13 protein-coding genes and 1 tRNA gene are annotated in these 13,011 nt (G+C 65.0%); 13 read left to right on the forward strand and 1 reads right to left on the reverse strand.

Annotated elements, in window-relative coordinates; genetic code table 11:
- The first annotated feature begins 225 nt into the window (after window positions 1-225).
- The gene (locus tag NO347_RS06280) at window positions 226-654 is read left to right on the forward strand and encodes a 30S ribosomal protein S12 (protein WP_089768796.1); all 429 of its coding nucleotides are present in this window, start codon (window positions 226-228) and stop codon (window positions 652-654) included.
- A 1-nt stretch (window position 655) separates the two neighbouring features.
- Window positions 656-1,270: a 30S ribosomal protein S7 gene (locus NO347_RS06285; RefSeq protein ID WP_256288772.1), complete on the forward strand. Its 615-nt coding sequence runs from the start codon at window positions 656-658 to the stop codon at window positions 1,268-1,270.
- A 94-nt stretch (window positions 1,271-1,364) separates the two neighbouring features.
- Here the strand turns inward: NO347_RS06285 and NO347_RS06290 are convergent, their stop codons facing one another.
- Window positions 1,365-2,138, reverse strand: coding sequence for a DUF5781 family protein (locus NO347_RS06290; RefSeq protein WP_256288773.1), 774 nt, complete (start codon window positions 2,136-2,138; stop codon window positions 1,365-1,367).
- Window positions 2,139-2,548: 410 nt separating this feature from the next.
- On the opposite strand from NO347_RS06290, the gene NO347_RS06295 reads away from it, so the two are divergent.
- The 11 genes from NO347_RS06295 (at window position 2,549) to NO347_RS06345 (ending at window position 12,790) form a co-directional block, all read left to right on the forward strand.
- Window positions 2,549-4,738, forward strand: coding sequence for an elongation factor EF-2 (locus tag NO347_RS06295; protein ID WP_121568526.1), 2,190 nt, complete (start codon window positions 2,549-2,551; stop codon window positions 4,736-4,738).
- A 158-nt stretch (window positions 4,739-4,896) separates the two neighbouring features.
- On the forward strand, window positions 4,897-6,024 hold the full coding sequence (locus NO347_RS06300) for a sensor histidine kinase (protein ID WP_256288774.1): 1,128 nt from the start codon (window positions 4,897-4,899) through the stop codon (window positions 6,022-6,024).
- A 235-nt stretch (window positions 6,025-6,259) separates the two neighbouring features.
- Complete coding sequence (locus tag NO347_RS06305) at window positions 6,260-6,886, forward strand: amino acid-binding protein (RefSeq protein ID WP_256288775.1); 627 nt, start codon at window positions 6,260-6,262, stop codon at window positions 6,884-6,886.
- Window positions 6,883-7,848 (forward strand): homoserine dehydrogenase, encoded by a 966-nt coding sequence (locus NO347_RS06310; protein ID WP_256288779.1) that lies wholly within the window; start codon window positions 6,883-6,885, stop codon window positions 7,846-7,848. Before NO347_RS06305 ends, NO347_RS06310 begins: the two co-directional genes overlap by 4 nt.
- Window positions 7,849-8,005: 157 nt before the next feature.
- Window positions 8,006-9,271: a translation elongation factor EF-1 subunit alpha gene (gene tuf, locus NO347_RS06315; RefSeq protein WP_121568523.1), complete on the forward strand. Its 1,266-nt coding sequence runs from the start codon at window positions 8,006-8,008 to the stop codon at window positions 9,269-9,271.
- Window positions 9,272-9,580: a 30S ribosomal protein S10 gene (rpsJ, locus tag NO347_RS06320; protein WP_121568522.1), complete on the forward strand. Its 309-nt coding sequence runs from the start codon at window positions 9,272-9,274 to the stop codon at window positions 9,578-9,580. It begins immediately after the preceding gene.
- Window positions 9,581-9,768: 188 nt separating this feature from the next.
- Window positions 9,769-9,840 (forward strand) — tRNA-Ala (locus NO347_RS06325).
- Between the two features lie 266 nt (window positions 9,841-10,106).
- Window positions 10,107-10,367 (forward strand): DUF7563 family protein, encoded by a 261-nt coding sequence (locus NO347_RS06330; protein ID WP_256288780.1) that lies wholly within the window; start codon window positions 10,107-10,109, stop codon window positions 10,365-10,367.
- On the forward strand, window positions 10,364-10,561 hold the full coding sequence (locus tag NO347_RS06335; protein ID WP_256288781.1) for a hypothetical protein: 198 nt from the start codon (window positions 10,364-10,366) through the stop codon (window positions 10,559-10,561). The genes NO347_RS06330 and NO347_RS06335 overlap by 4 nt, the downstream gene beginning before the upstream one ends.
- Window positions 10,562-10,673: 112 nt before the next feature.
- Window positions 10,674-11,144 (forward strand): hypothetical protein, encoded by a 471-nt coding sequence (locus NO347_RS06340; RefSeq protein ID WP_256288782.1) that lies wholly within the window; start codon window positions 10,674-10,676, stop codon window positions 11,142-11,144.
- Window positions 11,141-12,790, forward strand: coding sequence for a DUF7845 domain-containing protein (locus NO347_RS06345; RefSeq protein ID WP_256288783.1), 1,650 nt, complete (start codon window positions 11,141-11,143; stop codon window positions 12,788-12,790). The genes NO347_RS06340 and NO347_RS06345 overlap by 4 nt, the downstream gene beginning before the upstream one ends.
- Window positions 12,791-13,011: the final 221 nt, after the last annotated feature.

Genomic DNA, 13,011 nt, shown 5'->3' on the forward strand with positions numbered 1-13,011 from the left:
GCGCGGCCTCGATCCGCACTGCACGCGTGTTCGCCTCCGGTGCTCTCACACCGAAACGACACGTTCTCCGCGCCGTTCAGCCCCTCTCCCCTCGCGAGCGACTGTATCCCGAATCGAAACGACGGCCTCAGAATCCTTCTTAGGGGTCGCTAACCCGACCTGCGCCCGTTTCGTCGGATCGGAAAAGGGAGGCTTAAGTAGCTCCGACGGGAAATCCGGGTCACTATGGCGAACGGCAAGTACGCCGCGCGGAAACTCAAGCAGGACCGGCAGAAGCGACGCTGGTCCGACTCCGAGTACGCGCGACGCGAGCGCGGTCTTGGCGCGAAGTCCGATCCCCTCGAGGGAGCCCCGCAGGGTCGCGGGATCGTCCTCGAAAAGGTCGGGATCGAAGCGAAGCAGCCCAACTCGGCGATCCGAAAGTGCGTCCGAGTGCAGCTGATCAAGAACGGCAAGCAGGTCACCGCCTTCTGTCCCGGTGACGGTGCGATCTCGTTCATCGACGAGCACGACGAAGTCACGATCGCCGGGATCGGCGGCGCGAAGGGTCGCGCGATGGGTGACCTTTCCGGCGTGAACTACAAGGTCGAGAAGGTCAACGGCGTCTCGATGATCGAACTGGTCCGCGGTAACGCAGAGAAACCGGTGCGCTAAGATGTCTGAGAGCGAAGCCCCCGAACCCGACGCCCCCGCAGACAGCGAGGAAGCCGAGACGAACGCACAGCTGTTCGGCGTCTGGGACGTCACCGAGATCGAGTACGCGGACCCCTCGACGGAGCGCTACATCAACGTGACGCCGATCGCCCACACGATGGGCCGTCACGCCTCGAAACAGTTCAAGAAATCCGAGATCAGCATCGTCGAGCGCCTCGTCAACCGCCTGATGCAGACCGAGGAGAACACGGGCCACAAGCAGAAGACGATGAAAATCGTCAAGAACGCCTTCGAGATCGTCAACGACCGGACCGAGGAGAACCCGATCCAGGTCCTCGTCCGCGCGGTCGAGAACGCCGCACCCCGTGAGGAGACCGTCCGCCTCAAGTACGGTGGCATCTCCGTTCCGCAGGCCGTCGACGTCGCGCCCCAGCGTCGCGTCGACCAGGCGCTGAAGTTCATCGCCGAAGGGACCCAGCGCGGCTCCTACAAGACGCCGCAGGGCGCCGACGAAGCGCTCGCACAGGTGCTCATCGGCGCGGCCGACTACGACGTTCAGTCCTACGCCATCAGCCAGAAAGAAGAGTCCGAGCGCGTCGCCGAAGCGGCCCGGTAGACCGTTCGCAGTCGCGACTCCTCGAACACGTTCGTTTTCTCTCTGCTCTCTCTGCCCTCTCCGGTCTGTCTTCTCGTACTTCTGTCCGACAGTATCAGTCGGCAGCGACGTCGCCGCGAGCGTCACCCGGTTCACCGACCACGTACGCGCGGGTGGCGTCGACCAGCGTCTTCCGATAGTCGCTGTCGGAGGGGTCCTCGCCGAGTGAGCGGAAGCGCCGCTTGAACGCGTCGAGATCGACGGTTGGGGCGTCGTCGGCGGCAGCGTGCGCTAAGTCGTAGAGCCGGTGTTCGGGGTCGATCACGTCGTGGCGCTCGACGAGGCCGAGCGCGAACGCCGCGTTGACGGCCGTGATCTCGGGGTCCGAGCCGGCGGTGACGCGGCGGGAGTCGGGCCACGGTGCGGGGTCCGAGCGAGTCGCGACCGCGCGCGCGAGCTCGGATTCGAGGAAGGAGACCAGTTTCTCTGGCGGCATCACCGAGAGTGTGATGTCGTCGGCGTAGATGTCCTTCATATGATTCGCGATCTGATAGCAGTGTGCGACCTTCCGCCGCTCGACTGACTCGCCCGACAGCGCGAGAAAGAGCGCCTCTTCCGTTTTGAGGTGATGAGAGGCGTGGCCCTCCTCGTTGCGGGCCATATGCGCGAGTTCGTGGACGACCAACTCGCGGGCCATCGCGCTCGTCGCCGCCTGTCGGGAGATGTTCAGGACGTGGTGGTCGTCGTAGTGCGCCGCCCAGGTTCGCTCGTCGGGGTCCGTCCGAACGTCGACGTACACCGGCAGTTCGAGGTCGTACTCGGTCTCGAAGAGTTCGCCAGCGCCGAGAAACGGGTCGGCCGGGACGTCCCCGCGTACTCGCAGGTCCATGCGTATCTCTCTCACGGGGTGGCCGAACAAGACTCTTACTCTGCTGTGGGTCCGCTGTCGGGTGTCTGCGGACGTAGTGGACGGCTCGGCCGCGACCCACAGGTCTGGGTTGTCGTAGGGATTATCGTACGTCTGCATAGATGTCTCGCCGGACGGTACGGGAGAATCTCTGAACAGTTACGATAATCCCTATCGCGGCCGGCGCCGACCTCGCCTAATGATTACTCTCACTGTGTACCGCCGAGCGCCACTCCCGGTGGCGATAGTCGGCGGTAAGAGACGAGAGTAATCATTAGCCACCCTACTGTGTCAAAACGAGGCATACCCTGGGTAGCGACCGCCGTATCCGGCGATTTCGCCACCGGCAAAACACTACCCTTTTGACCCTCCTACCGGTACAGGCTCGTATAATGGGCCGACGAAAAAAGATCGTACAAGAGTGTGAGCAATTGATGGACAAACCGGAGCAGATCCGGAACATCGCCATCGCCGCTCACGTCGACCACGGGAAGACCACGCTGACGGACAACCTCCTCGCCGGGGCGGGAATGATCGCCGACGAGGGCGAGGCGACCCGTCTGATGATGGACACAGAGGAAGACGAACAGGAACGTGGGATCACCATCGACGCGGCAAACGTTTCGATGACCCACGAGTACGGTGAGGACAACCACCTGATCAACCTCATCGACACGCCCGGCCACGTCGACTTCGGTGGCGACGTGACGCGTGCGATGCGCGCCGTCGACGGTGCGCTCGTCGTCGTCGACGCCGTCGAGGGCGCGATGCCGCAGACCGAGACGGTCGTCCGGCAGGCGCTGCGAGAGGGCGTCAAGCCCGCGCTGTTCATCAACAAGGTCGACCGCCTCATCTCCGAACTGCAGGAAGGACCCCAGGAGATGCAGGAGCGGCTGATGGACGTCATCGGCGACGTCAACGAACTCATCCGCGGGATGACCGAGGATATGGACGACGTCGACGACTGGACGGTCTCCGTCGAAGACGGCACCGTCGCGTTCGGATCGGCGCTCTACAAGTGGGGCGTCTCCGCGCCGTCGATGGCCGAGACCGGCATCGGCTTCCCCGAGATCATCGAGATGGAGCGCAACGACCAGCGTCGTGAACTCCACGAGCAGACGCCGCTCTCGGACGTCGTCCTCGACATGGTCGCCGAGCACTTCCCGGACCCGCTCGACGCCCAGCCCCGTCGTATCCCGCGCGTCTGGCGTGGCGACGACGAATCCGAGATCTCCCGGCAGATGCAGGAAGTCGACGACGACGGCGAGGTCGTCTTTATGGTGACCGACATCTCGATGGACCCGCACGCTGGCGAAATCGCCACCGGGCGGCTGTTCAGCGGGACGATCAAGCAGGGCCAGGAGCTCTACGTCTCCGGGACCGCGGGCAAGAACCGCGTCCAGTCGGTCGGTATCTTCATGGGTGGCGAGCGCGAGGAGCTCGACCGCGGCGTTCCCGCCGGGAACATCGCGGCCGTGACTGGCCTCCGTGACGCTATCGCCGGTTCTACCGTCTCGTCCATCGAGATGACGCCGTTCGAGTCGATCGAGCACATCTCCGAGCCGGTCATCACGAAGAGCGTCGAGGCGAAGAACATGGACGACCTGCCGAAGCTCATCGAGACGCTCCAGCAGGTCGCGAAGGAAGACCCGACCATCCGCGTCGAGATTAACGAGGACACCGGCGAGCACCTCATCAGCGGGCAGGGCGAGCTTCACCTCGAAGTCATCACCCAGCGTATCCAGAAGAACCAGGGCATCCCGGTCCAGACCGGTGAGCCGATCGTCGTCTACCGCGAGGCTCCCCAGCAGGAGTCCCGCGAGGTCGAGGGCGTCTCCCCGAACCGCCACAACAAGTTCTACATCACCGTCGAACCCCTTTCGGACGACGTCGTCGAGACGATCAAGCTCGGCGAGGCCTCGATGGATATGCCGGAACTGGAGCGCCGCGAAGCGCTGCAGGAAGCCGGAATGGACAAAGACACCTCCCAGAACGTCGAGCACATCCACGGGACGAACATCCTCATCGACGACACGAAGGGTATCCAGCACCTCAACGAGACGATGGAACTCGTCATCGAGGGCCTCGAAGAGGCCCTCAACGACGGCCCGCTGGCTAACGAGCCTGTCGAGGGTGCGCTCCTGCGACTGCACGACGCGAAGCTCCACGAGGACACCATCCACCGCGGTCCGGCACAGGTCATCCCCGCCGTCCGCGACGCCGTCCACCGCTCGCTGATCGACGCCGACATCAAGCTGCTCGAACCCATCCAGAACGTCCGCATCGACGTTCCCTCCGAACACATGGGTTCGGCGTCCGGCGAGATCCAGGGCCGTCGTGGCCGCGTCGACGATATGTACCAGGAAGGTGACCTGATGGTCATCGAGGGCATCGCGCCCGTCGAAGAGATGATCGGCTTCTCCTCGGACATCCGCTCTGCGACCGAAGGTCGCGCGTCGTGGAACACCGAGAACGCCGGCTTCCGCGTGCTCTCGGACAACCTCCAGCGCGAGAAGATTATGGAGATCCGCGAGCGCAAGGGGATGAAGCTCGAACTCCCCAGCTCCGTCGACCAGTTCTAAGCGACGACGAGCCGATTTCGGCTCACTCTCTCGTCGGCCCGCCGGTTCGCTTTCGCGTTCGGTCGCCGGCCGTTTGATCGCGTTCTGCTCCCCGATTCTCCCGCCCGATAGCCGGGCCAGTACTTTCAAACGGTCGTTAGTCTTCTTTCGAACGATCTATGCGAACGCGACTTCTCACCCTGATCGATCAACTCGGGCTCGGATCACCACCCGAGGCGGTCGCGCCGACCGGACCGTCGGCGGTGCGCGTCGCCGCCAGCGCTGTCGTCTCGCTCACTGGGCTCGGGTTGCTCGTGCCGAATCTGTTCCCGCTTTTGGACGGCGGCGGCCCGCTGGCGGTCGTGCTCGGCGTCGTCGGAACGCTCGTCTCGATCGGCCTGATCGCCATCGGCGGCCTCCTGTACGTCAGCGGGTTCAGCGACCGCAACGCGGTCCGCATCGCGGTCTGGAACCTCCTCGGCGTCGTCGTCCTCGGGAGCGTGATGATCGCACACGCGTACGCGCAGAACCGACTGTCCGGCGGAATCGCGCCGTCGATGTTCACCGTCGGCAATCTGCTGGCGATCGGCGCGGCGGCACACGTCATCATCGGCGTCTACGACGCTCGCCGGGTGCGTGCGGAACAACTCGCCCGCGAGCGGCGGCGGACGGCGGTGCTGAACCGCGTGCTTCGACACAACCTCCGCAACGAGGCGCAGGTGCTCACGGGGCACGCCGATATCGTCGCCACCGTCCCGGACGACGACCAGATCCGACAGTCTGCGGCCGTCTTAAAGCGCAGCGCCGACACCGTCGGGAGCCTCGCCGACGGCGCGAAGACGATCACGCGGGAGCGCGACCGCGGTCCCGAGGAGTACGACGCGACCGATCCGACGGCTGTGTTCGAAGACGTCGTCGCACACGCCCGGGATCGATTCACCGAGACCGACTTCGCGTTCGACGCGCCCGACGACCTCGACGGGACTGTGCGCGCCAGTGACGGGCTCCGGACGGCGCTCGACGAACTGCTCGAAAACGCCGCCGAACACGGCGGCTCACCGGTCGAAGGGTCGGTTCGCATCCTTCCCGACGTGGTCGAACTTTCGGTTACCGATCACGGATCGGGCATCCCCGAACACGAGCGGAAAGTCGTCGCGGGCGACGTGGATATCACCCAGTTGACGCACGGCAGCGGGCTCGGACTCTGGGTCGCGAAGACGGTCGCAGACACCCACGGCGGGTCGCTGTCGTTCACCGAGACCGACGACGCGACGACGGTGACGCTGTCGCTGCCGCGAGCGGCCTGATATTCTCTTCGGGGCTCCCGTCTGCTCCTCCGCCTCGCGTATCGATGCGCCGGGTTGGGACGCCGGCAATGCGTGCCATCGACGAAGGCTTATATCGGTCCGGGGGTTGACCTTGGAGTATGCGTACGGGAACGACCTCACGATCCCGAGCCGTCGATGCGAGACCGGACCGTTGTGCCGTCTCTCACCGCACATCGGCTCGTGAGGAACTGAACCTCTCGGGAGTGATCTGTCTATGACGTCCGCGCTGAACTCCGAGTCCGAAACCGACGCCGAATCCGACGACCGAACGCGGTCGCAGTCGTGTGGTTCGCGCGGCGATTCGGACGTTGACACCGGCGCCGACGGACAGCCACAGCCGCACACGATCCGGCTCGAACTTCCCGACCAGCCGGGACAGCTTCTCGCCGCGCTGGAGCCCATCTCCGACAACGGCGGGAACCTCCTGTCGATCTTCCACGAGCGCGGGAACGTCACGCCGCGCGGCCGCATCCCGGTCGAAGTCGACGTCGAGGCCACGCCGGACCGCTTCGACGCCATCGTCTCGGCGCTCCGCGACGGGGGCGTCAACGTGGTGCAGGCGGGCGCCGAACACTACGCCGAGGAGGTCGTCGTGCTGCTCGTCGGCCACTTGGTCGATACGGACCTCTCGGATACGCTCCGCCGGATCGAGCAGTGCCCCGCGGCCTCGATCGCGGACTTCTCGCTGAACGCACCCGAGGGCCGGACCGATACGTCGAGCGCGCGCCTCCGGATAGCGACGCGCGCCGGCGCGACCGCCGAGGCGCTCGAGATGGTCTCCGACATCGCCGAGGAGAAAGAACTGCACGTCGTCGAACCCCTCACGGGAGGTGCGGCATGAGCGACGGAAAGCGACTCGCCGTCGTTGGCGCGGGCGCGGTCGGCGGTTCCGTCGTCGACCTCGCCGCGGAGTACGGCCACACCGTCGTCGCCTTCGCAGACTCCTCGTCGGCGGCCGTCGCCGGCGACGATTCCGGGATCGACGCGGCTGCGGCCCTCGACCGCAAGGCCGACGAGGGAACCGTCGGCGACGCCGACCCCGACGACGCGTTGCACGCCGACTACGACGTCCTCGTCGAGGCGACGCCGACGACGCTCGGCGACGCCGAACCGGGCTTCTCGCACCTGCAGACCGCGCTGGAGCGCGACCGTCACGTCGTGCTCGCGAACAAAGGCCCCGTCGCCGAACGCTACGGCGACGTCCGCGACCTGGAGCGAAACAGCGCGGGACAGGTCCGATTCGAGGCGACCGTCGGTGGCGCGATTCCGATCGTCTCGACGGTCGAGGACCTCTCGCCGTCGCACGTCACCGCCGCGCGCGGCATCCTCAACGGGACGGCGAACTTCATCCTCTCGCGGATGGCCGCCGAGGGCATCGACTACGAGCACGTCCTCGCGGAGGCCCAGGACCTCGGCGTCGCCGAGGCGGACCCGACGTTCGACGTCGAGGGGACCGATGCCGCGCTGAAGTGCGTCATCCTCGCGAACGTCCTCTCGGAGGGCGAACGGGAGTTCACGCTCTCGGACGCCGACGTCGAGGGTATCACGAACGTACCGGGCAGCGCGCTCGAACTCGCCGCCGAGGACGGACGGACGATCCGCCTCGTCGGTGAGGCGACGCGCGATGGCATCCGCGTGGGCCCGCGCTTGGTCCCGCAGAACGCCGCGCTCGCGGTGACGGGTACGCGGAACATCGTGCAACTGGAGACGACGCACGCCGGGCAACTGAACCTCAGCGGCCGCGGTGCGGGCGGTCCCGAGACCGCTTCGGCGGTGCTCGGCGACGTCGGACGACTCGAATAACGGGGGGTCGGACCACCTCGGGGTCGCTCGAAATGCCGTGGTAGATGCTCCCACAAACCGCGATACTCCGGCGTTTCGGCCGTCTACGTATCGAAATGGTTTTAGGGCTTTCTGGCCAAAGTCGTCGGTACAGAGCGCCTTAGCGCGTGACCCACCTATGAGTGACAAACCGCACCAGAACCTGGCCATCATTGGCCACGTCGACCACGGTAAGAGTACGCTGGTCGGGCGACTCCTGTTCGAGACAGGATCCGTCCCCGAGCACGTAATCGAGCAGCACCGAGAGGAAGCCGAAGAGAAGGGTAAAGGCGGATTCGAGTTCGCCTACGTGATGGACAACCTCGCCGAAGAGCGCGAGCGTGGTGTCACCATCGACATCGCCCACCAGGAATTCGACACCGACGAGTACTACTTCACCATCGTCGACTGTCCGGGCCACCGCGACTTCGTGAAGAACATGATCACGGGCGCGTCCCAGGCAGACAACGCGGTCCTCGTCGTCGCCGCAGACGACGGCGTCGCGCCGCAGACCCGTGAGCACGTCTTCCTCGCCCGCACCCTGGGCATCAACGAGCTCATCATCGGCGTCAACAAAATGGACCTCGTCGACTACAGCGAGGACTCCTACAAGGAGGTCCAAGAGGAAGTCAACCAGCTCCTCAAGCAGGTCCAGTTCAACTCCGACGACGCGCTGTACATCCCGATCTCCGCGTTCGAGGGCGACAACGTCGCCGAAGCGTCGGAGAACACGTCGTGGTACGACGGCCCCACCCTGCTGGAAGCGCTGAACAACCTGCCGGAGCCGCAGCCGCCGACGGACGCGCCGCTGCGCCTGCCGATCCAGGACGTCTACACGATCTCGGGCATCGGTACGGTCCCGGTCGGACGTGTCGAGACGGGTACCATCAGCCCCGGCGACAACGTCTCCTTCCAGCCGTCGGACGTCGGCGGCGAAGTCAAGACCGTCGAGATGCACCACGAAGAAGTGCCGCAGGCCGGCCCCGGTGACAACGTCGGGTTCAACGTCCGCGGCATCGGCAAGGACGACATCCGCCGCGGTGACGTCTGTGGTCCCGCAGACGACCCGCCGTCGGTCGCCGAGACCTTCAAGGCTCAGATCGTCGTGATGCAGCACCCCTCGGTCATCACCGCGGGTTACACGCCGGTCTTCCACGCCCACACGGCACAGGTCGCGTGTACGATCGAATCGATCGATCAGAAGCTCGACCCCGCCTCGGGCGAGGTCGCAGAAGAGAACCCCGACTTCATCCAGTCCGGCGACGCTGCTGTCGTGACCGTGCGACCGCAGAAGCCGCTCAGCATCGAGCCGTCGGGCGAGATTCCGGAACTCGGGTCCTTCGCAGTCCGTGACATGGGTCAGACCATCGCGGCCGGCAAGGTCCTCGAGGTCAACGAGCGATAGATGCAGCAGGCACGCGTCCGCCTCGCCGGGACCAGCCCGGACGACCTCGACGACATCTGCGACGACGTTCGCGAGATCGCGAGCAAGACGGGGGTCAACCTCAGCGGACCGATCCCGCTGCCGACGAAGACGCTCGAAGTGCCCGCACGGAAGTCCCCGGACGGTGAGGGGACCGCTACCTGGGAGCACTGGGAGATGCGCGTCCATAAGCGTCTCATCGACATCGACGCCGACGAACGCGCGCTCCGGCAGCTGATGCGGATTCAGGTGCCCAACGACGTCAGCATCGAGATCGTCCTCGAAGACTGAGGACGGTCGGACTGCGTCCGACTGCACGACGCCCCCTTCCGGCCCGCGCGGTCTCACGACTGCACCGGGTGACGGCGCTAAGGCGTCGGCGTCACCGCCGTGACGTCTCTTTCGGTGGTGTGATAGCGCGTCTCGCGCGGCGAGCGAAACAGAAGGTACAAATGATCCGCTGTCTTCGAACGTAATGCGGGCTCGTAGATCAGGGGTAGATCGCTTCCTTCGCAAGGAAGAGGCCCGGGGTTCAAATCCCCGCGAGTCCACTCACTTCTGGCCTTCTCACGAAGGCTTCGATTCCTCGCTGGAGAGCGCCTCGCTCGGCATTCTTCACTGAGCGACTGGTGTAACAAAACCAAGAAGGACACGAAGTTCGCCAGGATCTGGCGCGATCCCCGCGCCGTCCCCCGAAGGAGGTGGTCGTTTTGAGCCTCGAGGCTCGCGGCCAGCTCATCTGTGAGTTCTGCGGTTGCCCGATCGACGAAGAGGGACAGCGCTGTCCCGCTCTCGATGACGGGAGGTGTCGCCCTTGATGGACCTCTCTCGGGAGTCCGACGACAACCGGTGCCGCCACTGCGGCGCCCACGTCTCCCGTGACTTCGCCCGGACATTCGGCGACGAGGATGGGCGAGTTCACCGCTGCCTCGCCTGCGACTCTCGCGCGAGACTCCAGAAGGGCTCGGGAGCAGGGTGCACCGTCGGCTATCCGGACCCCGAAGATCAGGAGGGCCGGAACCACGGCCCGCGCGTTCGTGCCTCGACAAGCGGAGTCGTCAGAGGTGACGAGCGGTGACGCACTGCTACGACTGCGGTCAGAAGGTCACGCGGCCGGAGAAGGCCCGCGTCTTCCTCCTCTACAACACCGAGCACGCGGTCGTTCTCTGCTACCGCTGTCGGCCGGGACGGGCTTCCGAGCGGCAGTACAAGCCCAAGATGGGCCTCCCACCACGACCGAAGGTCGAGATTCCCGGAGGTGAGCAGTCGTGATCTGCTTCGGCCCGTGCGACAACGAGGCTGAAGTCGTCGTCGACGGCCGGCGTGTCTGCCGGGAGTGCGCGTCACTCCTCGAAGCCGATCCTGAGCCCGCAGAGACAGCGCTATGAGCAGCCGACGGACGCGCGATCGCGTCGAGTTCCCTCGCCTTCGTGACCGGCTCGGTGAGGATCCCGCGCGGTTCCTCGATCGCCACCTCGTCGGTGATCGCGACGCACAGCGTATGGTCCGTGACCGGATCAAGGGCATCGACTCCCTCGCGGTCCTCTCTGCGTGGCGCGCTGTCGAGAAGAAACTCGCCGATCACCACGATCGCGAGCCGCGCCAGGGAGTCCTCAACCTGCTCGACGAGCGCGGGATCTGGCTCGATGAACACGGCGATCGCGAAGACCGCGCCCAGCGCCTCGATCGCGGCCCGCCTACGGAGAGCGTCGCTGTCTTCCTCGATGAGGACGGCAACGAGCGGACCTCCCGCGACACCTATCAGTCGAGTTCTGCCTTCGACCGCGACCTCGAGGCCTACCTCTCCGATTCGGAGGAGTCGGCTGTCGCAACGGACGGAGGGGAAGAGCAGTGAGCCACCAGGCACCGGCGAACCACGAACTCGACGCCTTCTGGTGGTTCACCGATAACGGACTGAGTCCCTACTGGGCGCTCACCCAGATCGGAATCGAGCGTCTCGACGGCTACGCGGAGATACAGCGCGAAATCGGCGGTGAGGAGTGGAACATCCGATTCAACTACAACGCCGACACCGGCCTCGCACCCCGGCCGTCCGATCCCATCAACGGGGAGAAGGTCTACGAGTGGAAGATCCACGTCGAGAGCGTCTACACCGAGGCAAAGGCCGATTTCGTGGTCTCTCCTCGCTGGGACGGCCTCAAGAAGCCGAACGGCGACGAGGCACAGATTCCGTGGTGTGGCGGCGAGGGCTGTCAGATCCACGTTCAGGGATCGAATCTCGAACTTGAGGAGTACCAGTGGCTCCTTCAGCGCGCGCTCCAACAGCTCGCCGCGCACGCTGGCACCGACTTCTCCCGGCGCTACTTCAACCGCATCCGCGGCGACTCGAATATCAGCACGCTCGAGCGCTACGTTCGGATCAAGCGCGAGTACGGGAAGAAGCTCACCCGGTCGACGGGCGTCTTCTACTCGATGATGCACCTCCTCGCCGACGAGGAGGGGTCTCAGTGGGTTTACAAGGGCGACAACACGGACACCGTCGGGTATCGTCACGCGATGGAACTCGATCCGGTTTCCTCCTCGGATCTGATCGACGACCACCACCTCGGAAAGCGGCTGAAGAGCTATCACCCGGAGTACGTCCGCTTAGCAGAGAGCGAGGACGATCCGCTTTCCTCGCCAAAATTCGGCGTCGCGTTCCACAAGTCGCTGAACACGACGGACGGGTTCACCGGCGAATATCGGTCGGACGGCCACTCGAAGAAGTGGCGCGACCGCGACGAACTCATTCGCGAACTCGACGAGACCCTCGTGAACACGCTCCGATGGGCCGGCGTACCGATCAAGCCCGATCCCACCGTGTTCGTCGAGGACGACCACTTCGAGATCGAGGAGTCCGAGCGGTCGATCGGCTACTGGGACGATCCGACGCCTCAGCTCGAAGCCGAACAGGAGAACCTGATCACGGCCGTTCTCCAAGACCTCTCCCCAAGCGCGCGCGGCGTGATGAAGACGCTCGCGACGGACGGGGGCCAGGTGCGCTACGATGAGCTCGCGGACGAGACCGGGTACTCGGTCAGTCAGATCTACCGCGCCCTCGAGGAGATCGGTGACGTCGTCGTGAACGACAACGGTCTCGTACGGTACTACTCGGAGAAGATCCGCCAGGAGATCACCGCGATCGTCGAGCGCGTCGAGAACTTCGTCGGGAGCGGGATCGAGCGCGTCGCGAAGCTCGCGAACGTCGAGACGCGCTCGGCCGCGGACTCGGCGATCCAGCGCTGGATGGACAAGTACGGCGTGGAGTTCGAACGACGGACCGATCAGGACCGCGGGAAGATCCGCTTCGACACCGTCCTCTCGGAACTGAAGAGCGATCCGGAACCGACGCTCCACGAGGTTCTCGAGGAAGGCCTCGACGCATGGTGTCGTGCCGGTCGGGACCTCATCGACTTCGTGGATCTCGAGTTCCAAGCGCGTGAGGTCCGCGGACGAGATCGCGATGGCGGCCTCGTGAAGCGAGAGAACATCACCTGGTAGCGCGGTGACTGCTGAGTGGCAACACCGTCCCGTCCCCTGTTTCTTTAAATACCTATCTAGATAACCCCTGTTTCCTGTGGAGTGGCGTTTCGGCCGCGATCCTTTGTTTCGGAGCTTGAGGACGTGAAACCGCGCGGGGACTTCGCACCAAGTGCGAAGATCTCCTTAGGGAGTGTCCCTAAGAGGGACAGACTCCAAAAATACCCCTGCGGCTGCGCAAA

Origin of the sequence: Halobellus inordinatus (assembly GCF_024464655.1) — an archaeon.
In the GTDB taxonomy this organism is placed as follows: Archaea; Halobacteriota; Halobacteria; order Halobacteriales; family Haloferacaceae; genus Haloquadratum; species Haloquadratum inordinatus.

Bases quoted from the DNA above. Each gene is read 5' to 3' on its own strand.
- NO347_RS06280 (WP_089768796.1), top strand. From the start codon at position 226: ATGGCGAACGGCAAGTACGCCGCGCGGAAACTCAAGCAGGACCGGCAG.
- NO347_RS06285 (WP_256288772.1), top strand. From the start codon at position 656: ATGTCTGAGAGCGAAGCCCCCGAACCCGACGCCCCCGCAGACAGCGAG.
- NO347_RS06290 (WP_256288773.1), bottom strand. From the start codon at position 2,138: ATGGACCTGCGAGTACGCGGGGACGTCCCGGCCGACCCGTTTCTCGGC.
- NO347_RS06295 (WP_121568526.1), top strand. From the start codon at position 2,549: ATGGGCCGACGAAAAAAGATCGTACAAGAGTGTGAGCAATTGATGGAC.
- NO347_RS06300 (WP_256288774.1), top strand. From the start codon at position 4,897: ATGCGAACGCGACTTCTCACCCTGATCGATCAACTCGGGCTCGGATCA.
- NO347_RS06305 (WP_256288775.1), top strand. From the start codon at position 6,260: ATGACGTCCGCGCTGAACTCCGAGTCCGAAACCGACGCCGAATCCGAC.
- NO347_RS06310 (WP_256288779.1), top strand. From the start codon at position 6,883: ATGAGCGACGGAAAGCGACTCGCCGTCGTTGGCGCGGGCGCGGTCGGC.
- tuf (WP_121568523.1), top strand. From the start codon at position 8,006: ATGAGTGACAAACCGCACCAGAACCTGGCCATCATTGGCCACGTCGAC.
- rpsJ (WP_121568522.1), top strand. From the start codon at position 9,272: ATGCAGCAGGCACGCGTCCGCCTCGCCGGGACCAGCCCGGACGACCTC.
- NO347_RS06330 (WP_256288780.1), top strand. From the start codon at position 10,107: ATGGACCTCTCTCGGGAGTCCGACGACAACCGGTGCCGCCACTGCGGC.
- NO347_RS06340 (WP_256288782.1), top strand. From the start codon at position 10,674: ATGAGCAGCCGACGGACGCGCGATCGCGTCGAGTTCCCTCGCCTTCGT.